Raw genomic sequence first — 23,797 nt, forward strand, 5'->3', positions numbered from 1 at the left:
TATAAAATGCCGAGGACCGGGGTCGAACCGGTACGAGGTTAACCCTCGCAGGATTTTAAGTCCTGTGCGTCTGCCTATTCCGCCACCCCGGCATATTATAAAAATATTTAAATGTTTTGTCTTTTAGACAAAGCGGAAAACGGGGTTCGAACCCGCGACCCCCACCTTGGCAAGGTGGTGCTCTACCACTGAGCTATTTCCGCGTGTTTTTTTGTGTCATCAACTGACGACTAGATAAGAATATCATCTGATAGCAAAGATGTCAATAATATTTCTGAAAAAAGTTTAAAAAACATGAAAATTTTTTTTTACTATCCGAAAATACCCAAGAAAAGGTGAACGACTAGATGATTGCACTTTGCCTTTTTCAAGTTATCGCCTTGGAAATAAATTATGCCACGATCATTTCGTATTTACATGCTATTAAATCTACTCTAGTGTGCAGGTCATCTAGCCCCTAACCCCTGTCGCACTTCCTCGCAATTGAGACGGTGTGTACGGGATATGGTCTTCTTCGAAAAAGATTTGATTTAGTGATAGGGAAATCCCCTGAAACCACTACCTTGGATAGTCAATTTTTCTTAAATTTTGTCCTATTGGTGTTATTATTATCTTCTACACCTCATTAAACCCCCTTTAAATCGGCATTTTTGTAAGAATTCATATTTTCTTCAAGATTTTATCTCAAATCTTCACGAGAAATTCAAAGGTCCGCGCTATTATATAAGCATACCCAATATAAAAACTTTTCTTCATAAATCTTTCTCCTCCCAAACGAAAGATTATAAAGTAAACCACCTACCGACTCCCAACGGTAGGTGGTTTTTTTGTAATCATTGTTTACGCTTCAATCAAAATTTGGTAGACAGCACCAATAAGATTTGCTTCACTGCCATATTTACACAAACCGATCTCAATCGGTTGAAATGAATTTTTGAACCATTCTACATGGTCCCTGATTTCATTATACTTATTTTGGATTCCTTCTAATAATAGTGGTTGAGCAGAGATTCCACCACCAAAAATAACGCGGTCAAGATCTAAAGAAATTTGTAGGGTATGGATGATATAAACGATATCTTGGCAATATTGGTCAAATAAAGCTGTAACTTCAGGGCTAGCCCCTTTTTCTAAGGCTTGGAAAACTTCCTCACCGTCACCAGGCGCTAATCCTAACAATTCTCTTGATTTGTTAACAAAGACAACGGCAGAGCCGCGGCTACCCATTGCGTTCTCTGTGGTCATATCGTTAGAAGACGCATACATATAGGACAATTCACCCGCTTGGAAGTGGCTTCCTTGATGGAGTTGTCCATTTAAGACAATCCCGCCACCAACACCAGTCCCCAATAGTAAAACTAAGCCATTTTCAACATCTGTTAAGTGTCCCTGCCACAATTCAGCTTGAGCTGCTGCCTTGCCGTCGTTAATAGCTGCCACTGGTAGACTGAAGTTTTCTTTAATAAAGTGTTTAAAATTTAAGCCATCGATAAAAGGAATTGCACCGCCAACATGGACAACGCCTGTTTCTGAAACCACTCGCCCAGGAGCTGAAAAGCCGACCCCTTTCAACTGGTCGCCCACTAGTGCCTGTGCTTGATTGACAATATCAATGATGGCTAATTTTAAATCAGGTAAGTTCTGTGGTGTTTTCCGCTTATCTTGGTAGGAAATTCGACCCGATTTGTCTACCAAACCTGATTTAATATTCGTACCGCCGATATCAATGCCTAAATATAGTGCTTGTGCTGTCATTATCCGCCTCCAAAAAAATATAAGTGCTTACGATATATTGCAACCATTTTACGCTAACATGCATCAAAAAACAGAAAATACATTCTAATTCTTATCACACGCCTTTAAATATTTTCTGCTATCAGATCTGCCAACATCTGCGTTTGCTTGGGTAGTGGTACGTAGGTTTGGGGTGGGATTTTTACAATGGGTTTGGCCATCCGGTGGGCAAATTTGACTAAATTATCGAAATACATCCGGGTCTGTGAGCTGACTAAATACAAGTCAAATTGATCTTCTTCAATCGCCTTTTGTCCGGCATAGATGGAGGTTGCAGTGACCGCAATGTCTGTCCCATGTGTTTGAAATAGTGTGGTTACCTCCTTAGCAACTAGTGACGATGACATCCCACCTGCGCATACAATTAATACTTTTTTCACTTATATATTCTCCTGTCCTACCTGTGGCAAAATAGGTTTTTCCCTGAAGTGAAACCCTTCTCATTATATTATCCCCTTACTTTGTAAAAGATACAAGAAAAACCGAGCAGGATCTTTTTCCCCACTCGGCCCTTCTTGATTATGCAAATGTGTTCAATATTTAACGAACGATTACTGGTCTAAATGCCAAATATCTTTATTGTATTCTGCAATCGTACGGTCAGCTGAGAAGTACCCTGCATTCGCGATATTGATCAATGAACGATGGGTCCAGTCACGACGGTCTTCGTAATCGTAGTAAGCTTTTTCTTTCACATCAATGAATTCCTCTAAGTCGATCAAAGCCATAAAGTAGTCCTTGTTGGTCATGTCTTTATATAGACGGTGCAGACGTTCAGGAATACCGTAAGCCATCAATTCATCAGAGATAATGAAGTCTACTAATGGTTGAATACGTTCTTGTTTGTAGTAGTCTTGTGGGTCATAACCATCTGTCGCGTATAGGTTAACGATTTCCTCACTTGATTTACCAAATGGATAAACGTTTTCTTCACCTACTTTTTCAGCGATTTCAACGTTGGCACCATCCCAAGTCATGATAGTTAATGCGCCATTTAACATGAACTTCATGTTACCAGTACCAGAGGCTTCCTTAGAAGCTAATGAAATTTGCTCAGAGATATTGGCTGCTGGAATTAAGTATTCCGCTTCAGACACGTTGTAGTTGTCTACGAATACCACTTTCAAGTGTGGTGCCACATCTAAGTCATTTTCAATTAATTCTGATAATGACAAGATTAAATGGATAATATCTTTAGCAATTGTGTAGGCTGGCGCTGCTTTACCACCGAAAATAATGGTAATTGGCGTACCTGGAATGTTCCCTGCTTTAATTTCATGGTATTTGTAGATGATGTATAAGGCCAACATTTGCTGACGTTTATATTCATGAATACGTTTAATTTGAACATCTACGATTGAATGACGGTCAATGTTAATACCACGAGTACGTTGTAAATGGTCTGCCAAGGCATTTTTATTTTCTCTCTTAATGTGACGTAATTCATCTAATACCTTATCATCATTTTCGAATGCTAATAAGTCTGTTAAGTCAGCATCTTCATGCCATTTTGTCCCAATATGCTCATCAATAAAGTTTGTTAATGACGGGTTACATGCCATCAACCAACGACGGAAGGTAATTCCGTTGGTTTTATTTGAGAATTTTTCAGGATAAATTTCGTAAAAATGGTTTAACTCGTTATTTTTCAATATTTCTGTATGTAAAGCGGCAACTCCGTTGATTGAGAATCCAAAGTGAATCGCAATCGACGCCATATGCACAGTACCCCATTCATCAATGATGTGAACTGCTTCGTTATCTGGGAATTGATCTTTAATGATTTCATCTAGCTGTACAATGATTTCAGCAATATCTGGTACAACTTCATGAATATCAGATAATGGCCATTTTTCCAAGGCTTCTGAAAGAATCGTATGGTTAGTGAAAGCAACCACATTGCGTGTGATTTCTACTGCTTCTTCAAAATCAATGCCATGTTCCGTTGTTAATAATCGAACGAATTCTGGAATAATAAATGTCGGATGCGTATCGTTAATTTGTACAACAACATATTCTGCTAAGTCATGAATGTTAGACCCGCGCTCGATCGCTTCTTGAATGGCTAATTGAGCGCCATTTGAGACCATGAAATATTGTTGATAGATACGTAATAAGTTCCCGTTACGGTCAGAGTCATCTGGATATAGGAATAAGGTCAAGTTCTCTTCAATCTGAGTCTTGTCAAAATTAATAGAACCTTCTTCGATAATTTCTGGATTTACTGTATCTAAGTCAAATAAGCGTAATTTATTGACGTTTGGTTGGTTGTAACCAGGCACATCAATTTCATATAGCGTTGATTGTAAAGTGAATTGACCAAACGGCACCTTGTAAGAAATGTCAGATTTTTTTAGCCACGTTGGGTGGTCTAACCATTCATCGGGTTGGTAAGATTGTTTATTATTCTCAAAGTATTGGCGGAATAACCCGAAGTGGTAATTTAATCCTACCCCATCACCGTTCAACCCTAAAGTGGCAATTGAGTCTAGGAAGCAAGCTGCTAGACGGCCCAAACCACCATTTCCTAGTGACGGCTCTGCTTCAGCTTCTTCAACTTCAGCAAGAGAAGTCCCGTTTTCCGCTAATTCAGCGGCTACTTCATCGTATAAACCTAAGTTTAATAGGTTGTTTGATAGTAATTTACCAATTAAAAATTCAGCAGAAATATAATAAAGTTTACGTTTACCTTGATTTTGTGGCATTGCAGCTGTTTTTTCTTGAACAAGGTCTAATAAAATTTTGTAGATTTCCGCGTGTGACAACTCGCTTAGCTCTTGATTAAATTGCGCTTTTGCACGTTCGTTTAAATTTAACATGATTGTCTCCTTATCTTTAACTGTGTATCAGTAAGTTCAAAATTTTCCAATTATTACATTCAACTAATCATTATCTTCAGGTAAAAAGGCCGCCTCCGCTGCTATACTATTTGTACCATTATTTTGATCATCTTGACTAACGAAAGCTTGATTTACTCTAAAGTATGTTTCAGTGACTGAACGCAAACGTTCTTCAAGGTCGACCGTAAAGTCTTCTTGACGGACTCGCCAGTCCCAGTTGCCGCCAATTGTAGACGGGATGTTAATCCGGCCTTCAGGTCCCAACCGTAACAAGTCATTCATCATATAGATAGCTAATCGTGATGGCGATGCGGCGATTCCTCGAACAAAAGCGTCTGATGGGTGTTCCCCTACACCACGGTTCAAGTATTGGTCCGCTTGGTCTCGGTCTGCTTGGCTTGCCTGGTTCATATACCAGTCATAGGCTTGCATGGAATCATGGGTTGACGCATAAGCCACGGAATTAACTGGATAGTGATGTGGTAAGTCTTCTGAGTCTTGGCCATAGAAGCCATTCTGCAAGACTTTCATACCTGGATAACCAGTCTGGTCTCGCATGTCGTTGACAGCTTGGGTCATAAAGCCTAAATCTTCGGCGATGACTTTAATGTCACCTAATTCTTTCTTGAATTGGTCGAAAATCTTATTGCCCGGCCCCTTCTGCCATGAACCTGAGGCAGCTGTTGGCGAACCAAATGGCACTGCCCAGTAGCTTTCAAAGCCACGGAAGTGGTCAATCCTTACCACGTCATATAGTTTGAAACTTTCCTTCATCCGCAAGATCCACCATGCATAATCCGTTTCTTCCATGTAGTCCCAGTCGTAAATAGGGTTGCCCCAATATTGACCGTCAGCCGAATAGAAATCAGGTGGCACACCAGCAACCAGTGACGGATTGTTCTTCTCGTCAGTAAGGAATAATTCCGGTTGTGTCCACATTTCAACTGAATCGCGGGCCACATAAATTGGAATGTCTCCAATGATTTCGATGTGGTTGTCATTGGCATATTCTTTTAAAGCTTTATATTGTTGGTTAAACCAAAATTGGGTTACCAGGTGGTAGTCATACCGCTCAATATGGGCCTCGCAGAATTGTGTGACCACCGCTTCATCATAGTTCCGCAAGCTCGTTGGCCATTCATACCAAGGGTTTTGCCCCTGTTCTTCCTTAACTGTCATGTATTGGGCGAATGGCACTAACCAAAATTGATTTTCTTCATAGAATTGTAAGAATTCTTTGTCATTGTAAGCTTTTGCTTGCACAAAATTAGCCACGGCTTTTTCTAGAATAGGTCTTCTCTTTTGGAAAATGGTATTGTAAGCCACTTTCTTAGGATCATCACCAAAGTTGACCTCTTGATAGTCAGCTTGGTTTAGGTAGCCCTTTTTCATTAATAGGTCAAAATCAATAAAATGGGTGTTGCCGGCAAAGGCTGAAAATGATTGGTAAGGCGAGTCCCCGTATGACGTTGTAGTCAGTGGTAGAATTTGCCAGTATTGTTGCTTGGTTTTGACTAGAAAGTCGACAAATTCATAAGCTGACGCGCCAAATGAGCCTATACCAAATTGATTGGGTAGGGAAGATATGTGTAAAACGACACCACTTGCTCTTTCCATGCTTGAACCTCCTGTTTGCTGTTAATGTTTAAATAGCTTATTCGCTTAACTCACTTACATTTTACATAAAGCGCTTCCACAATGCAACCGATTTCGTAAAGTTTTTTGTATAAAGTTGAAAGCGGTAACAAAATTCGGTATAATAAATGCAACAAGCAGAGAGGATAACACTTTATGGCAATTACAATTCGAGATGTCGCTAAAAGAGCGGGTGTAGCGCCTTCCACCGTTTCACGGGTGATTGCTGACAACCCTTCGATTAGTGAAAAAACTAAAAATAAAGTGCGGACTGTGATGAAGGAAATGAATTATTTTCCAAACATTTATGCGCAAGGGCTTGCAAGTGCCCATTCTAAAACATTCGGCCTTGTCCTACCCTTGGCTACTGACGCCTTTTACCAAAACCCCTTCTTCCCGACCGTCTTACGCGGAATCAATTTTGAGATGGCTAAACGCGATTATTCTATCCTGCTTTCAGTCGGTTTAGATGATGATCAACGGCAAAAGCACATTGAAAAAATCGTGAACGGTAAGCAAGTTGAGGGGTTGATTTTTCTATATGCTTCAAAAAATGACCCCCTTTTGCGGTTCGCCCAGAAAGTCAACTGTCCAGCCGTCGTTATCGGATCGCCAGACAATACTAAAGTTCATTATGTGGATAATGACAATGAATTGATTGGTCATCAGGCTACTAAGGCTCTTATCCAACAAGGTTGTGACCGGATTGCCTATGTCGGTGGGGATATGAACCAATTCTTTATCGCTGACCGTCACAATGGCTACAAACGGGCCTTGGAGAGCGCAGGGGCTATTTATGACCCTAGCTTGATTTATAACGATATCAACTTCTTACCAAGTGATGGTTATGAATTAGCTCAAAATAAAATTGATTTTAGTCAAATTGACGGACTGGTTATTTCCGATGAATTGGTTGCTGAAGGGATTCGGAATTACTTGGATACCCAGAATATTAAGGACGTCCACACAATCACTTTTTCAGCCTACAGACAAGGCAGCGTCCAGTCGACCAATAAGACTTCTTATATCAACTTGAATTCTCATATTATCGGGTCAAGGGCCGTGGATATTTTGTTTGAAGCTTTAGATCCAGACAAAGCCAGCACACGATTCATCCATGAATATGTCGATGCTGACTTGCATACAAATTAATCAAGATTTGAAAAAGGCTACCTCTAGGTAGTTTTTTTATTTGAGCATTTATTATTGATAGTATTTTAGTGATGAATATAAGCTAAAATATCTTTAAAATGTGGAACTTAACGCTACATGCTAAGTTTCCTAATTATGGATATCTTTAATAAAGCTGCAACACAAAAAAGTCATGAAAATGAATCATGACTTCATTCGAATTCACCTTATTTAAGCCGACAATAATTGCACTTTTCCAAATGGTGATCCTAAAAACATCTTACTCTATCGTCCAATCAAGGCATTACTCCCACAAATATGCTTTTAGCTTAACCAATATCAATAATCGTATTTTATAATTCGAGTTTTAGCTTCTACTCCTAATGCCCGAGACTGGCGCTTTCCTAGCATGCCTTTGTAGTCAGAAAAATCCCTCAGATTTTTACCTGAGGGCGGTCCCGCTGCTAGTCGAGTTATTCAGGACAGACAGGTGTCCACTTCAATATATTTTGCACCACACTTTGTATGTCACTGTACTATTTATCCCATGTCTCCTTTCTAAACGCCCTGGATCACATCCTAATTTCAAGGCAATATAGAGACAGCAAGAAGTCGCAGATTTATTAACTCTTTTAGATTTGACTAATGCACTTTTAAACTAAATAGCATTTTTAAGCTAAAATACTATCAATCAATTGCATGACTTGGCGAACTTCTTCGTTTTTAACGATGGGTTCTGCGCCTACTGTGACAACGTCATAGAAGTTGCGGTAGAAGGAAACGTCTGCTGGCTTGCTTTCTGGTAATGGCAAGGTTTCTGTGACGCCATCAACTGGTGGTGCCATTGTTTTGGTCAAACCGACGCCTGCTCTAATCGGTGATGGTTTATTTTCCACATCATTACCGGTTGCTTTCACAATGTGCCCGTTCATTTCCCAGTCTTCAATGATGGCTGTTCCTTGGTTACCTTTGATGTACCAACGAGGCAGGCTAATGAAGTTAGATGTCCCAACTTCAACATGGGCGCGGATGCCGTTTTCAAAGGTGATATAAGCCATAAATCCGTCGTCTACTTCGTCGCCGAGGATATAAGATAAGTCTGAGTGAACGGACTTGATTGGTGAATCTACTAGCCACAATAGTTGATCAAATAAATGGATTCCCCAGTCTAAGACCATACCGCCGCCGTGGGCTTTTAGATGGCGCCAGTCGCCTGGAATGCCGTTAGCACCATGAACGCGTGACTCGATTTGGAAGACGTCTCCAACGGCTTGACGTTTTGTGAATATATCTTTGACTTGTAAGAAATCTGGGTCCCAGCGACGGTTTTGGTGGACCATGAGTACGCGTCCTGTTTCTTCAGCTACGGCTATCATTTCGTCGAATTCTTGCGTATTCATGGCGACTGGTTTTTCACAAATTACATGTTTCCCTGCCCGCATTGAGCGAATAGCTAGTTCTTTATGGCTATCGTTAGGTGTAGCGATTAAAACTGCATCGACTTCTGGGTCATCTAAAATGGCATCAAAGGCTGGATAGACGTAAGTGCCCGTTTCTTCCGCCACGTCTTTTCGGCTCTGATCGATGTCGTAAATCCCCACGACTTGTAGGTAGTCGGCTTCGGCTGAAATCAGGCCGTGGACATGGTAGGTCCCCATACCACCGTAGCCAACAGTTACGATGTTTAATTTATTATTTACTTGTTTTGTCATCTATGCCCACCACATTTCTTGGGGTTGGTCTCGCATCATGACAGATTTTAGATTGGTAATGGCCCGATCTAGTCCTTCATCTACCGACATAATTGGATCTTCGTGTTCAATTGAAAGCACGTAATCGTAGCCGTAAATCCGCAATTGGGCCAACATTTGTGACCATTCGGACATCGGATGGCCTTCACCAACACTTCTAAAGGTCCATGCACGACTGGCAACATCTTGATAAGGTTGCATATCAGTTAGGCCGTACATGTTGATATTGTCTTGGTCTAAGTAGGTATCTTTGGCATGGAAGTGGTTGATAGCACCCGCTTTACCCAATATTTTAATGGCTGCGACTGGGTCAATCCCTTGCCACCACATGTGCGATGGGTCGAAGTTACAACCGATATTATCCCCTGCTTCAGACCGCAAATGTAACATGGTTGCTGGGGTATGGGCTAAAAAGCCCCCATGCATTTCAATCCCAATTTTAACGCCCGCTGCCCCTGCTTCTTGGTTGATGCCCTTCCAGTAAGGGATTAAGACTTGGTCCCATTGATAGTGGTAGGCGTCTGCGTATTCAGTCGGCCAAGGAATGACCGGCCAGTTAACATGGGTATCTGTCGCGTTTCCGCCCCCAACACCTGAGAAGCCATTTACCACTGGTACGTTCATTAAAGATGCCAGTTTGATGGTTTTTCTAAGCAATTCGTCATGGTCTTGTGCTTGTTTTTTATCTGGTGAAATGGGGTTACCATGCGCCGATAGGGCTGAAATTGAAAGGCCACGGTCCGCTACTTTTTGTAGGTATTCTTTTCTTGCATCACTAGATGCCAAAAGAGTATCGATTTTCAAGTGAGCGTCGCCTGGGCTAGCACCGGTACCGATTTCCACCGCCTCCAGCCCTCTTGCCGCTACTTGATCTAACATGTCTTCAAAGGATAAATCGTTGAATAAAGGGGTAAATACACCTAATTTCATAATAGCCTCCTATTGTTTGTCGTCTTGTATTGTCTTGTATTGTCGTGTGTAAACTTTCAGTGGCTAGTCTTTTTGCCCATTATCATCAATGGGAAAATGCCCATATGTTGGCCTTTCAGTCAGAGGTGCTGCCCAGTGGACGGCATTTTTAATGACCTGCTGGATAGTTGGATGATAATAAGTTGGGAAGGTTTCATGCCCAGGATGGAAGTAGAAAATCTTCCCGTTACCTCGGCGATAGGTCATGCCTCCACGGAATACTTCCCCGTTTGGATAGCCCGTAATAAAGATTAGTTCATCCGGTGCCGGCACATCAAAGTGCTCTCCATACATTTCTTCTTGGTCTAAATCAATCCACTCACCCACACCCTGGGTAATTGGGTGAGACGGATTCACATTCCAAACCTTAGCAGAAAGCCCGTCCTCACGCCATTTCAAATCACAAGTCGTCCCCATTAATTTCTGGAAAATTTTTGAAAAATGCCCTGAATGTAAGACAATCAGTCCCATGCCATCCAAAACGCGTTGGTGAACCCGGTCAACAATCTCGTCTGACACTTCACCGTGCGCCATATGCCCCCACCAAAGGAGGACATCCGTTTGATTTAAGACTTCTTCGGTCAAGCCGTGTTCTGGCTGGTCCAAAGTCGCCATATTGACTTGAAAGTCTGCCGTTAAGAAACTGGCTAAGGCTTCATGAATCCCCTCTGGATAGACTGCTTTCACGTCCTCATCCGTCAATTCATGACGAAACTCATTCCATACTGTTACTCGAATCATCAGAATCCTCCTATTGATTTAGAAATACGGGTTGTCCAGTTTTTGCTGATTGATAAATGGCTTCTAGAATTTCAGTCACTATTAAAGCTTCTCGCGGTTTTACAGCCGGCTCTGTATCATGAATAATGGCTTGGATCCACTGCTTTGCTTCCAACACTTCGGGGTCATCAGCATCCCCTTCAAAGAAGTCAACTGCACCTGGGTCAACAATGACTTGCTTGTCGAATAATAGGCCATGGTCTTCACCATTAATCGTTAACCCATCATTCATATCCGCGCCGCCCTTAGTCCCGTGCAAGGTCGTTTTCGCTTCACCCGACTTAACGGTATTCAAGGCCCACGATGATTCTAGATAAATACTCGCACCATTTTCCATGACGATATAACCAAAGGCTGAATCTTCAACATTAAACTCTTTGGGATCCCAAGAACCAAAAGCATTAGCAGCATTTTCTGTATCAGCTAATTTTCTATATGTATTTCCAACTACGTATTTGGGCTGATAATTGTCCATCATCCATAAAGTTAGATCAAGTGCATGAGTACCGATATCAATTAAAGGGCCTCCTCCTTGCGCTTCCTCATCAAGGAACACACCCCAAGTTGGGACAGCACGACGACGAATAGCATGCGCTTTAGCATTGTAAATTTCTCCTAATTGACCCTCTTGGCAGATGGCTTTTAGGTATTGGCTGTCCTTTCTAAAACGGTTTTGGTAGCCGATAGTTAATTTTTTACCGTTTCGTTCAGCCGCTTCGATCATCGCGCGACCTTCTTCAGCTGTTTTGGCCATAGGTTTTTCGCACATGACGTGGTTGCCTGCATCAAGCGCTGCAATGGATAATTCAGCATGCGTCGCATTTGGGGTACAGACATGGACCACATCTAAACTTTCTTCAGCCAACATATTCAGGTAATCGGTATATACATTGGATTCACTGGTACCAAATTTGGCTTTTCCAGCCAGGGCCCGGTCTTCGACCAAATCACAAAAAGCCACCAATTCTACCCCTTCAACTTGGGCTAAGGCCGGTAAATGCTTCTGCATCCCAATGCCTCCGCATCCGATAATACCTACCTTTAATTTTGTTACTGATTCTGTCATGTGAATCCTCCTTATAAAATGTTATCTCAATATTATGCAACCGGTTTCTTTATTTTCGATAAGAAAAGGCACATACGGTTCGTGTTAAGATTCGCATGTACCTCGGTCGTGCTATTTAATCACTTTGCCTGTTTCAACATCGAAGAAGTGGGCCTTATTCATGTTAAAGGCAATCTTGATGGTTGAACCAACTTCGTGGTAGTCACGGGAATCTACCACAGCAATGAACTCTTGTCCATTAACATCTAAGTATAGGATAGATGTTGCCCCTGTTAATTCGGATACCGTAATGGTTGGTTCGACAACCGTTTCTGGTGTAGCGTCTAAAGCCAATTGCTCAGACTGCATATCTTCTGGACGAATACCAAAAGTCACTGTTTTGCCGTCATAACCTTTCTCGTCTAAAATGCGCCGAGATGGTGGGGTCACTTCAAGCTTGGTGCCACCTTCTAAATGAATATGACCAGCTTCATACTTCACATCTACCAGGTTCATTGCAGGAGAACCCATAAAGGCTGCTACAAAGGCATTTTCTGGATTATTATAGACTTCAAGCGGTGTCCCTACCTGTTGGATTTCACCAGCATTCATGATGACAATCCGGTCAGCCAAAGTCATGGCTTCTGTTTGGTCATGGGTTACATAGATGATTGTCGTGTTTAAACGTTTATGTAATTTAGCGATCTCAGACCGCATGTGAACCCGTAATTTGGCATCCAAGTTGGATAAAGGTTCATCCATTAAAAAGGCTTTTGGCTGACGAACAACCGCACGACCTAGGGCAACACGTTGACGTTGCCCACCAGATAAGGCAGCTGGTTTACGTTCTAATAGGTCCGTGATTTGCAGTAATTCTGCCGCTTCATCCACGCGCGTATCAATTTCTTTTTTGTCTACCTTACGCAATTTCAAACCGAATGCCATGTTTTCACGCACAGTCATATGTGGGTATAAGGCATAGTTTTGGAATACCATTGCAATGTCACGTGTTTTAGGTGCCACATCGTTAACGACTTGTCCGCCAATGACCAAGTCCCCCTTAGTAATATCTTCTAAACCGGCTACCATTCGTAAGGTTGTCGATTTCCCGCATCCAGAAGGGCCTACGAAAACGATAAATTCGTTGTCTTTAATATCTAAATTGAAGTCCGTTACCGAAAACTTCTCCGCATTGTCGTATTTTTTATAAATATGATTTAATTTTATTTCAGCCACAAGGCATTCTCCTATCTTCAAAAATGCACAGTTCAATTGTCATTTTCTTAAACTTGTTAAAGGTGGTACATGATCCATTTAAAGCATCTGGTCTAGGTTCAAACAGGCTTCAAAATCATACTGGCTGGATTAAGCTTCCAACAGTTGAAATTCGTCCAAGGTTTGGTCGCGAAATCTTGTCTTCCACATGACTAAGAGCAGCATGGTCACTAGACCGATTGTCTGCAAGCTAGCGATTAAAGATACATCAAAGTTGTATAAACCGTAAGCCATAGCCAAGAAGGTCGGCAGTGATAAGGCATTTAGGATTAAATTGATGGACTCTTTATAAGTTTCAATAGACGTAACCGGGCTCCCCTTGGTCATATAGAACATGAGGGCTGCAATCCCAACCAAGAATAAGTTCATGGCTAGGAATATCAAGCTGATCACACTCGAGAAGATCAAGACCACTAAGACGCGATTTTGGTCTAACCATTGTTGGCTCAAAATTTCCTGAATCCCTGCTTGGTCGAGTCCTGTCAAGTCGAAGTTTTTGGTATAAAGGACCGTTGCCGTCGGCGCCCCATCTTCCATTAAGACGAATTGATTCTCTTGAAAAATGAGTGCCGTCTTCCCGCTAGCTGCCAGTGCCTCTAGCTGATCGTCTGCTAATCCAAAGGCGACGGTTCCTTCAGCCCTTTCTGAAACCACTGGTTGGTCGATCAGCATTTCGCCATTTTCAAAGGTGACTTGTTGGATCTCGGCCACCACTTGGTCGTCTACAAGAGCCATGGCATTGGGATAGTAGTCGGTTACGGGAAACTCGGTCATATTGGCATAGTTTAGGGTTACTGGAACTGTCATCAAACCGTTTAAGAAGAGGATGACCAGCAACATTTGCCACCATTTGAGGTCATGACGATTAAACCAAATTTTGCTTGGTGTCCAAATACTCATAAAGTAATTGATGGGAAATATTGCTTTTAACACGTTCATCGCCTATCTTTCTATCTGCTAATTGCTTGCTTAATCCGGAAGTTACTTGTGAAAAATCATGTATTACCCTTTCGTACCACCAGCAGTTAAACCAGATACAAAGTTCTTTTGTAAGTAGAAGAACATGATTGAAATTGGTAAGGCGATTAAGATCGCCCCTGCCGCGAATAGGGTTACCCGTTGTTCACGAGGGTTGGTAATAAATTGTTGTAACCCAATGGCTACGGTGTAATTTTCTGGTGAACGCAAGATGAAACGGGCTAGCATGTACTCACCGAATGGTGTCATAAATGCCCATAAGGCTTGCACTGAAATCATTGGACGCACTAACGGTAAGACGATTTGTCCAAAGGTCCGTAAGTGGCCTGCACCGTCTAATTTTGCGGATTCATCTAAGTCAATTGGCACGGTATCAAAATACCCTTTCATCAACCATGAGTTCATTGGGATTGACCCGCCGACATAGGCGAAAATCAAGAACCATAATTTGTCTAATCCGCCAACTAGTAAGGCCATAACATAAAAGGCGGTTAAGGCTGCTGTTGTTGGGACCATTTGAACGATGATGAAGAATTTTAGGGATTGTTTACGCCCTGCGAACCGGTATCTTGAGTAGGCATATCCGGCTAAGGTAATAATCGTTACCTGTAAGGCCATGGTAATCACCGCAACGATTAAAGTATTAATGTACCACTGACCATATTGGGTTTCTGTAAACAAGCGTTCAAAGTTACTTAGGGTAAACTGACCTGAGAAGTTCAAGTTAAAGGCAATTAAGTTTCCACCCCTGAAGGCTGATGTAATAGTGATCAGTAAGGGATATATGATGATGATTGCCATAAAGACTAAGAAGGCATAGGTAAAGAATTGGGTCCAAAAGCGGCCGCGTTTTTGCGTGTTAGCTAATTTTTTCTCAGCCATGGCTTAATCCTCCATTTCAAAAGCATTGGTGTGTTTAAAGATGATCAATGAAATCACAATGACTATAGTTGAGATGATGATGGTAATCGCGGATGATACGTTATATTGTGGCGATTGCCCTGTTGTCAACTTGTAGACCCATGAAATCAAAATATCTGTAGTCCCGGCATTGTTCCCTACAGAACCAGGTCCACCTTCATTAAATAGGTAAATCATTGTGAAGTTGTTGAAGTTTCCTGTATATTGCGTGATTAGTACCGGTGCCGCAACTGACAAGATATGCGGGAAGGTAATGAATCGGAATTTTTGGATTGGTGAAGCCCCATCGATTGAAGCGGCTTCGTACCACTCACCTGGAATAGATTGCAAAATTGACGTGGTCAATACGTAAATATATGGGAAACCAAGCCAACCCTGGATAGAAATTAAAGCTACCTTGGTCCAGAATGGGTCCGTTTTCCAGGCTAATGCTGGAATTTCCAAGAATGGAATCAGGTTATTGATAAACGGAATGACCTGGGAGTTGATGGCTCCGGCAGATGGGTTGAACATGTTTGAAAAGGTTAGGATCGAGATAAAGGCTGGTACCGCCCATGGTAATAGTAGGATTACCCCGAAGAAGCGACGGAATTTGATGAACGGTTGATTCATCAGAATCGCTAGGAAAATCCCTAGACCTACTTGCAAGGTTGTGGCAAATAGGGTCCAAATGACTGTCCACGAGAATACAGCACCGAATGTTTCTCGATAAGTTGTTAGGGTAAAGATTGAATTAAAGGTTTCAAACCCAGTCCACTCGATTAATTTAGCGGGTGGAATGTGTTGGAAGTCGTAGTTGGTAAATACGATTAGAATCGTTACCACTACCGGGAAAACAATAGCAAATAGCATTAAAATATAAGCTGGGATGGTTAATAGATATGGGAAACCTGATTCGTAAAGGTTATTTAAGATATCCTTGGCTGATCGGTTGACCTTATCTGGGTTGATGGCGTTTAGTTTAGCCACATTGCGCGCATCCCACATTTGTACGGCGTAGAAAATAACAAAGATGACAGTTATTAATAATTCAAGTACCCCTTCAATTAATAAGAAGAGGGAATGATCTTCACGAGGTGTTACACCTAGGGTAATCAAGCCGTTGAAGGCATCAAACCCAAAGCTGAATAAGTGGAGAATGTATAAGGCAAAAATCACTAAAAAGATGACACCTTTTAGGACTTGCTTGTTTACGAATTGTCCACCACCGGGGATGATTGAGGCTAAAGTCGCTTGATTGATACGACTCTTTTGCTCAGAAGTGAAGTTCACTTTTTTTCTTTCTTTTGCAGTTTTAACCACTGCAACCAACTCCTTCACTAGAAAACCATGACAAGTATCATAGATTCTTTTTGTTCAATGGTTCATTACTTAAAAATTTATGCCACTTCTAATAATAATAAGGATGGCTCAGCGATGATTACTAAACCATTAGCTAAACCATCCTCAATTTTTTTAAAGGTGTGTCATTTAGTATTTTTGTGCAATGTTATCTACAATCACTTGAACAGCGTCGTCTGCTGATTGTTGTGCAGATTTGTTGCCTGATACTGCATCAAACATCATTGTTTCAGCACCTGTCCAAACTTCAGCCATTTCTGGAATATTTGGCATTGGTACAGCATCGTTATATTGCTCGATAACAGCGATAGCTAATTCATTTTCACCTGCATCCACAATTGCCTGACGAGCTTGTTGGTTAGCTGGTACTTCTGAGTTAAATTCATGTAGGCTATTCATATTTTCTTCAGTCGTTACATATTCTAACCATTGTTGTGCGGCTTCTTCATTTTCAGTATAGCCTGAAACAACCCAGCCCTTACCACCACCGAATGTTTGGTAAGCTTCGCCATTTGGCAATGTTGGGATTGAAGCAACGCCGTAGTCAACGCCACCTTCTTGGTAAGACGCTGCAGACCATGGTCCGCCGATTACTACAGCTGCGTCACCAGAGATGAAGGTTTCATCTACGAAGCTACCAGCTGAAGTTGTATCTAACATACCTTCTGGCCATTTTTCGTACCATGTTTGTGCGTATTCAATCCCTTCAACAGCACCTTCAGTATTTAAACCGATGTCAGATGTATCAGTACCATCTTGCCCGAAGATGTAGCCACCGTAACCAGCAATTAAACCGTAAGCAGAGTAGAAGTCTACCCAGTTTGCTAAGAAGCCGGTGTTTTTGCCTGATTCAGAAGAGTAGTCATAAGCTGAATCTTCTGACAAGGCTTCTAATTCTTCAAATGTTGTTGGGGCAGTATCGATTAATTCTTTGTTGTAGTAAAGGACTAAGGCTTCAACTACATAAGGCATACCGTAAATTTCGTCATTAGCTGTTACTTGACGCTCATCTGTTTCATCGTAACGACCATCATCTGGCAGTGTTACTGGTAATAAATGTCCTTGAATACCTAGATTTCCAATCCGGTCGTAAGGGGCGATTGTCACGTCTGGCGCAATCCCTGCTGGACCATCTAATGAAAGTGAATCTAAGGTTTCGAACATTTCACGCTCAACAACTTCAACGTCAATCCCTGTCTCTTCTTCAAAAGCTGGGGCAATTTCATTTACGTAATCCACGTAGTCAGCACCAACTGATACCTGTAAGGTGCTACCGCTTGCGCTATCTGATCCGCCATCTGAACTAGCGGATTCTTCGCCACCATTCCCACATGCTGCAAGCACTAAAGCAGCTGACGCTGTTACCAAACCAAAGGCTGTTTTCTTCCACTGCAATTTACTCATTTACTTTTCCTCCTAAAATATAAATACCCATAATGTAATCGCTTGCACAAATTATTGCACACGCTTTCAATCTTTGCAACCGTTTTCGTGTAGGTTTTAAAAATATTTTTTTACTTTTAATATATTGCAAAGTATTCTTTACTGTCGACTAGTTTAATTTACACTAACCATGTAGGTTCCCGGTCTCACCTTAATGTAACCGCCTTCAATATCTGCAAGGTTCGTGAGGACAATTTTTGTATTTTTCTCTAGACCAATCTGCAAGTCTTGATTACCCTGGTTAAAATAGGCACGCAGGGTTTGCCCTCGGTAAGTCTTTGTAAAGGCTAAAATTCGCTCACTAGGCAAGTCTTGTGACCAGTCTAGGGTCCCCAAGTTGATGAGATCACTATAGTTCCGTCGCATTTGAATCAGATCCTTGGTAAATTGCCACATAGCTTGGTCTTGCTTGTCCTTTTCCCAGACCATGCATTTGCGGTTGTCTGGGTCGTCGCCACCGTCCAGACCGATTTCCGTGCCGTAATAGATGCAAGGCGTACCGGTTTGAAGGAAGGTAAAGGCAAGAGCTGACTGAACTTTATCCTTGTCGTATTTTGCCCGGGTCAGGATCCTGTCGGTATCGTGTGAATCTAGTAGGTTAAACTGGGCTTGGTTGGTTTGCGTTCGGTAAAGCATTTGTTGACTGGTCATCCGGTCCATAAACTGCCGGTTGGTCATGTCTTGATTTGTTGCCCCGTCCTCTATTTGGTCTTTTTCTGTCGGTCCAAAAAAGAAGTCCTTGATTTGGTCTGTCATCGGATAATTCATGATGGCATGGAATTCGTCCCCTTCAAGGAAACGCTGAGCTGAATGCCAGATTTCACCGACGATATAGAAATCTTCTTTCAAATTGACGCAAGCCCGGTGGAAGTCTTTCCAGAATTGATGGTCCACTTCATTGGCAACATCCAACCGCCAGCCGTCGATATCAAAATTTTGAATATAGTGACGGGCAACGTCTAACAAGTAGGCTTTTACCTCAGGGTTTGCCGTATTTAATTTGGGCATGTGGGGTTCAAAGGCAAAGGTCTGATAGGTCAATTGCTGGCGGTCAAACCGCTCGCCGCCACTATAGTCAATCGCCCCAAAGGCTTGAACGGGAAAGTCTTGGATATGGAACCAGTTTTTGTAGATAGACTGGTCCTGATTGACCAAGACGTCTTGCCATTGACTGGATGCATAGCCGATATGGTTAAAGACAGCGTCCAGCATTACCCGAATGCCCCGATCATGGGCTTGGCTGACCATTTTGCCAAATAATTCAGCGTCACCGAAGGCTGGATCGATGGTCATATAGTCGCTGGTATCGTATTTATGGTTAGTGTCCCCCTTGAAAATCGGGGTGAGATAGATGCCAGTGATCCCCAAATCAGCCAAATAATCCAGATGGTCGATAATCCCTTGCAAGTCTCCGCCATAGAAATCATCATGACGGGGATGGGCCCTGGAACCCCAAGGTAAAGTATTTTCTGGGTCATTTGTGGGGTCTCCGTTCGCAAAACGTTCAGGGAAAATCTGATACCAGACCGTGTCTTTCACCCAAGTTGGCGTCTTAACCCGGTCACTTTCATGAAAATATGGCAGGCGGAAATAAGCATTGACTTGGCCTAAAATATGGGGATCATCTCCTGGGTAAACTCCGCGATCACAATAAAAGACCTCATTCCCGGCAATGTCCTGGACACGAAAGGCATAAGCTAGACGGTTGGGCGCTAATTGCCACTCATACTGCCAATAGTCATGGAGGTCACTAGAGGCGACTTTCGTCATTTCCTGACTGGTCCGGTACCAAGCCTCCGAATAATGTAGGTAGGTATCCCCCGCCAGCAAGTCCACCTGGGCTACGTCATCTTTCTTGGTCCTCAGACGAATATGGACGGTATCTTCATCATATAAATAGGCAAATTCACTCTCCGGTCGGTGGTATAAAGCTGCTGAATCCATTGGTTCTCCTCATTTCTATGTTTTATTTTGACACTTACAACAAGTAAACGCTTACATATAAAGATAGAAAAATAGCTAATGGCCCATAACCATTAACTATCCTCCTTATCGACTTAGCTGACCCTAAGATTTACTATCTTCAACGGTAAACATCAAGCCGACATTTTTCATTATGACTATATTAAAAGTGAATTTTACCTGCTTCTTGACCGCCATCGATGTGTTGGTCAACGCTAGCTAATTCAATCCGGTCAATAGATTCACTATTCGTCACAACCACAATCACTGTTTTTTCCTTGTTAGCCTCTTCGATCGCTTGTAAGTTAATTTCGCCAATCACCTGACCAGCAGTCACTTCTTGGTCCACGGCTACCGTTAAACCAAAGATTTCCGGGTCAAAATTGTTGGTATCAATCCCCATGTGGATCAATACTTCAAGGCCATCGCTCGTTTGAATCCCGATTGCATGATGACTTGGGAAAATCGACACGATTTTACCAGCTACTGGCGCATAAACTTTAGCAGTTTTAGCGTCTGCATCCGGCTCGACAGCGTAACCGTCACCCATCATTTTTTCCGAGAATACAGGGTCATTTACACGAGAGATATCTAACAATTGACCAGCAACCGGTGCTAAAACAGGTGATGCTTGACCAGATGCAGCTGCTTTCTGAGACGTGGCCACTGGTTCGCTAGCTCCCGCTTTGCCTGTCACCTTGTCTGAAGGTGCCGGAATAGCAGTACCAGCGTCCAACAAGTCGTTGATGTCAGATTTTAGAATGTCAGATTTTGGTCCGTAAATTGCTTGTACACCAGTACCACGAACCATTAATCCCATAGCACCAGCTGCTTTCCAATACTCATCACTAGCTACTTTTTCAGTGTCCTTAACTGTCACGCGTAGTCGTGTCATGCAAGCATCTACAAAGTCGATATTTTCACGGCCACCTAATAAGTAGATAACATCTGCAATTTGTTGCTCGCTCGCATTTGAGGCAATGGCTGAAGTTTGGCCGTCAGCTGCTTTATCAGCTTGTTCAGCCCCCAATCCCTCTTCGTAGTTACCTAAACGACCAGGTGTTGCGTATTTAAATTTCTTAATCATGAAGTTTGCAATAAAGTATGTTAATACACCAAATACCAGTGTCACCAAGATAAAGTTAATCACGTCACCCATAATACCAGCTTGCGCTGATAATGGGATACGGGTCAAGAATTCAATAGTCCCGAACGAATGCACGCGTAGGTTTAACACATCCGCCATAGCAAATGCCGCTCCCTGAATCACTGCATACACCACATATAAAGGCATAGCGACGAACATAAACATGTATTCCAATGGTTCAGTTACCCCAGTTAGGAAAACGGCAGCCGCAGCTGAAATGAACATTGGTTTATATTTATCTTTCTTATCTTGGTCAACATTGCGGTACATTGCGTAGGTTAACCCCATCAAGATACCTGAGGAACCAATCATTTGCCCAACTTTGAAACGAGCAGGCACCCAATTTTCTAGTACATATTGATAATTTTGCGTGTCACCAGCATTGTTGAAGTTTGCTAAGTCAGTTGCCCAAGCTAACCATAATGGGTCCTGTCCAACTACTTGTGCACCCGCTTGCGCACCCGTTAAAATTTCATATGTACCACCAAGTTCGGTGTAGTTAATCGGAATGGTTAACATGTGATGTAAACCAAACGGTAACAATAGACGTTCTAAAGTACCAAAAATAAATGGCGCTAAGATTGGCGCAGTATCTTGAGAAGTTGCAATCCATTGACCAAATGCGTTAATACCTGATTGAATCACTGGCCAAACAACTGCTAAACCTAAAGCAGTCACTAATGCCCATGCAATCACGACAAATGGTACAAAGCGTTTACCATTAAAGAAGGACAACACTTCTGGTAATTTACGATAGTTGTAGTATTTATTGTAAGCACTCGCCCCAATAAAACCTGAAATAATCCCTACAAATACCCCCATGTTTAAAGCTGGCGCTTCTAGAACACTAGTAAAGTAGCCATTTACAGGAATCGTTTGACCAAATACCGTGCTTGTCACAGCAGCAGGATCAGCTAACATTTCAGCTGTAACGCCAAACAAGGCACCTGTAATCCGGTTAATTAAGACAAAAGCAACAGCTGCCGCAAAGGCCCCACCAGCACGGTCCTTAGCCCATGAACCACCAATTGCAATCGCAAATAATAAATGCAGGTTACCAATAATGGCCCAACCAATTGACTCTAACACGCCGCCCGTAGTGACTAAAAAACTAATATTTTCAGCAAACAAGGGAATGGTCTTACCAATTGAAATCATTAAACCTGCAGCTGGCATAACTGCAATAACAACCATCAAAGCCTTCCCAAATTGTTGCCAAAATTCAAACGTAAACAGTCTCTTCATTTTTTTCGCTCCTTCATTTACACCCTTTTGATAACGGTTTCATAACTCAAAACAAATTATACACTGTAAAATACTTTTGTGCAACCGTTTGCATCTTTTTTTTTACTATAGCAAAAAGACCGCGAGAATTTCCCACTCTCACGGTCCTTTTAAATGTTTTATTTAATTAAAAATATTGCCCTTCTTCTTGCTACTTCTAACATTTGTTAGCCTTAAATATTGTAGATAAATCAGAAAATCTAGCTAGTAATCATTCTAATGTTGCCATATTTACATACGTAGTTTCAATATTTATCTTTATATTTAGCTTCTAGTCAATAGTTTCTACTAGTACACCTGAGTGGTCTGATACGGCTTGCTGGCGTTCGCCATCAAACACAACTTCGGATTTTTGTACTGCGACACCTTTAGGTACGAAGATATAGTCAATACGAATTTGTTCTTTAAGCCCGGTCCAGCCACCGATTTCTTTCAATACTGTCGGTCCACCGATAGTTTCTTCTGCAATCATATACGAGTCTGTAATTGGAATAGCTGTTGACACCATGTAGTCATAACCATCTGTCCCGGCAGGATTATTAAAGTCACCCATAAAATAAATTGGCAACTTAGTTCTAGCCAGGTATTTTTCAGTTTCTTGCCATTCATAATGAAATTCTTCATTATTTTTCCCGTGCCACCATGAGAAGTGGCCAGAAACCGCCATAAAGCTTTCGCCATTTGGTTTAGTGATCTTAGCCGTAAGAATACGCCGTGTTTTATAGTCATACCAATCATGACTTTTTGATACGTTATAGCTAGTGACGCTATCAATTGGGTATTTTGATAAAATCGCTACACCCTCTTGCATTGTGTCATGCGCAATATGAGTCATAGCCCACGCCCAATAGTAGGTTTTGCCTAATTCCGCTAATAATGCTACTAAACGCATAGCAAAATTATCTTCTTTAACATTCACTTGCCCATCCATAGGGACAAAGTTCTCAATATTTTTAACGTCTACTCGATGTCCAATAATTTTCTGATTAACTTCTTGTAAGCCCACTACATCGATATCCCACTCAGCAATCGATTGCGCAATAAAAGCTAATTTTTGATCTTGATCATCTTCACCATAAGAATGAGTATTTAATGTTAACAGTTTCAACTAAATTAACGCTCCTTTTTATTCATTTTGATATCAGTAACTTGTCTATCTAATTCGATTATAACTCAAACCATTTAATTCACAAAAACATAATGTGAAGTGAAGTCAAATCCTCTATTAACACTCAGACATTAGCTACCCGTACTAATCCGCCAGATAGCAAAACGAATAAAGGCTGCAATCAATAGCATGGCCATTTCACCAGCAAAGTGGCTAGTATTATGCTTCGGTGATTTGAAAAGGACTTGGAAGGCATCTCCTAGTCTCACTTTTAAAATCACAACACTAAAGGCAATTAAAATAAAAATCAAGATGGCCATTCCGGTGTTGCCAATCAATAAGAAACCAATCAAGATAAGTAATAAACTGATATGAACTACAACGCCATTAAAA

General features: G+C 41.8%; 17 protein-coding genes, 2 tRNA genes and 1 pseudogene. 1 reads left to right on the top strand and 19 read right to left on the bottom strand.

Going from position 1 to position 23,797, the window contains the following annotated elements; all coding sequences use genetic code 11:
- Nucleotides 1–7: 7 nt before the first annotated feature.
- The 6 genes from B2V22_RS05070 to malQ all read right to left on the bottom strand — a co-directional run bounded on the left by B2V22_RS05070 (nucleotide 8) and on the right by malQ (nucleotide 6,251).
- A tRNA-Leu gene (locus B2V22_RS05070) sits at nucleotides 8–92 on the bottom strand.
- A 39-nt stretch (nucleotides 93–131) separates the two neighbouring features.
- Nucleotides 132–203 (bottom strand) — tRNA-Gly (locus B2V22_RS05075).
- Nucleotides 204–840: 637 nt separating this feature from the next.
- Nucleotides 841–1,755: an ROK family protein gene (locus B2V22_RS05080; RefSeq protein ID WP_290490877.1), complete on the bottom strand. Its 915-nt coding sequence runs from the start codon at nucleotides 1,753–1,755 to the stop codon at nucleotides 841–843.
- A 104-nt stretch (nucleotides 1,756–1,859) separates the two neighbouring features.
- Nucleotides 1,860–2,174 (bottom strand): PTS cellobiose transporter subunit IIB, encoded by a 315-nt coding sequence (locus tag B2V22_RS05085; RefSeq protein WP_290490878.1) that lies wholly within the window; start codon nucleotides 2,172–2,174, stop codon nucleotides 1,860–1,862.
- Nucleotides 2,175–2,345: 171 nt separating this feature from the next.
- Nucleotides 2,346–4,613: a glycogen/starch/alpha-glucan phosphorylase gene (locus B2V22_RS05090; protein WP_290490879.1), complete on the bottom strand. Its 2,268-nt coding sequence runs from the start codon at nucleotides 4,611–4,613 to the stop codon at nucleotides 2,346–2,348.
- 63 nt (nucleotides 4,614–4,676) lie between these two features.
- Entirely contained in the window at nucleotides 4,677–6,251 is a 1,575-nt protein-coding gene (malQ, locus tag B2V22_RS05095) for a 4-alpha-glucanotransferase (protein WP_290490880.1), read from the bottom strand.
- 174 nt (nucleotides 6,252–6,425) lie between these two features.
- Here malQ and B2V22_RS05100 point away from each other — a divergent pair, with 174 nt between their 5' ends.
- Nucleotides 6,426–7,421 (top strand): LacI family DNA-binding transcriptional regulator, encoded by a 996-nt coding sequence (locus tag B2V22_RS05100; RefSeq protein WP_290490881.1) that lies wholly within the window; start codon nucleotides 6,426–6,428, stop codon nucleotides 7,419–7,421.
- 650 nt (nucleotides 7,422–8,071) lie between these two features.
- Here the strand turns inward: B2V22_RS05100 and B2V22_RS05105 are convergent.
- From B2V22_RS05105 to B2V22_RS05165, 13 genes and pseudogenes are all read right to left on the bottom strand, one after another.
- Nucleotides 8,072–9,112, bottom strand: coding sequence for a Gfo/Idh/MocA family protein (locus B2V22_RS05105; protein ID WP_290490882.1), 1,041 nt, complete (start codon nucleotides 9,110–9,112; stop codon nucleotides 8,072–8,074).
- On the bottom strand, nucleotides 9,113–10,081 hold the full coding sequence (locus B2V22_RS05110) for a sugar phosphate isomerase/epimerase family protein (RefSeq protein WP_290490883.1): 969 nt from the start codon (nucleotides 10,079–10,081) through the stop codon (nucleotides 9,113–9,115).
- 63 nt (nucleotides 10,082–10,144) lie between these two features.
- Entirely contained in the window at nucleotides 10,145–10,861 is a 717-nt protein-coding gene (locus tag B2V22_RS05115; protein WP_290490884.1) for a ThuA domain-containing protein, read from the bottom strand.
- A 10-nt stretch (nucleotides 10,862–10,871) separates the two neighbouring features.
- Nucleotides 10,872–11,966, bottom strand: coding sequence for a Gfo/Idh/MocA family protein (locus tag B2V22_RS05120; protein ID WP_290490885.1), 1,095 nt, complete (start codon nucleotides 11,964–11,966; stop codon nucleotides 10,872–10,874).
- A gap of 111 nt (nucleotides 11,967–12,077) precedes the next feature.
- The gene (locus B2V22_RS05125) at nucleotides 12,078–13,181 is read right to left on the bottom strand and encodes an ABC transporter ATP-binding protein (protein WP_290490886.1); all 1,104 of its coding nucleotides are present in this window, start codon (nucleotides 13,179–13,181) and stop codon (nucleotides 12,078–12,080) included.
- A gap of 129 nt (nucleotides 13,182–13,310) precedes the next feature.
- Nucleotides 13,311–14,159, bottom strand: a complete 849-nt coding sequence (locus B2V22_RS05130; RefSeq protein ID WP_290490887.1) for a DUF1189 family protein — start codon at nucleotides 14,157–14,159, stop codon at nucleotides 13,311–13,313.
- A gap of 63 nt (nucleotides 14,160–14,222) precedes the next feature.
- The gene (locus tag B2V22_RS05135) at nucleotides 14,223–15,080 is read right to left on the bottom strand and encodes a sugar ABC transporter permease (protein WP_290490888.1); all 858 of its coding nucleotides are present in this window, start codon (nucleotides 15,078–15,080) and stop codon (nucleotides 14,223–14,225) included.
- A gap of 3 nt (nucleotides 15,081–15,083) precedes the next feature.
- Nucleotides 15,084–16,421, bottom strand: a complete 1,338-nt coding sequence (locus tag B2V22_RS05140; protein WP_290490889.1) for a carbohydrate ABC transporter permease — start codon at nucleotides 16,419–16,421, stop codon at nucleotides 15,084–15,086.
- Between the two features lie 168 nt (nucleotides 16,422–16,589).
- Nucleotides 16,590–17,864 carry an extracellular solute-binding protein gene (locus B2V22_RS05145; protein ID WP_290490890.1) on the bottom strand — a complete coding sequence of 425 codons (1,275 nt, stop codon included), beginning with the start codon at nucleotides 17,862–17,864 and terminating at the stop codon, nucleotides 16,590–16,592.
- 153 nt (nucleotides 17,865–18,017) lie between these two features.
- Nucleotides 18,018–19,847 carry a glycoside hydrolase family 13 protein gene (locus tag B2V22_RS05150; protein ID WP_290490891.1) on the bottom strand — a complete coding sequence of 610 codons (1,830 nt, stop codon included), beginning with the start codon at nucleotides 19,845–19,847 and terminating at the stop codon, nucleotides 18,018–18,020.
- 181 nt (nucleotides 19,848–20,028) lie between these two features.
- The gene (locus B2V22_RS05155) at nucleotides 20,029–22,257 is read right to left on the bottom strand and encodes a PTS transporter subunit IIBC (protein WP_290490892.1); all 2,229 of its coding nucleotides are present in this window, start codon (nucleotides 22,255–22,257) and stop codon (nucleotides 20,029–20,031) included.
- A 310-nt stretch (nucleotides 22,258–22,567) separates the two neighbouring features.
- Nucleotides 22,568–23,404 (bottom strand): endonuclease/exonuclease/phosphatase family protein, encoded by an 837-nt coding sequence (locus tag B2V22_RS05160; protein WP_069285594.1) that lies wholly within the window; start codon nucleotides 23,402–23,404, stop codon nucleotides 22,568–22,570.
- A 131-nt stretch (nucleotides 23,405–23,535) separates the two neighbouring features.
- Nucleotides 23,536–23,797 (bottom strand): annotated as a pseudogene (locus B2V22_RS05165) (hypothetical protein); the annotation flags it as partial.

It is taken from the genome of Aerococcus sp. UBA6277, assembly GCF_002440555.1.
GTDB lineage: Bacteria > Bacillota > Bacilli > Lactobacillales > Aerococcaceae > Aerococcus.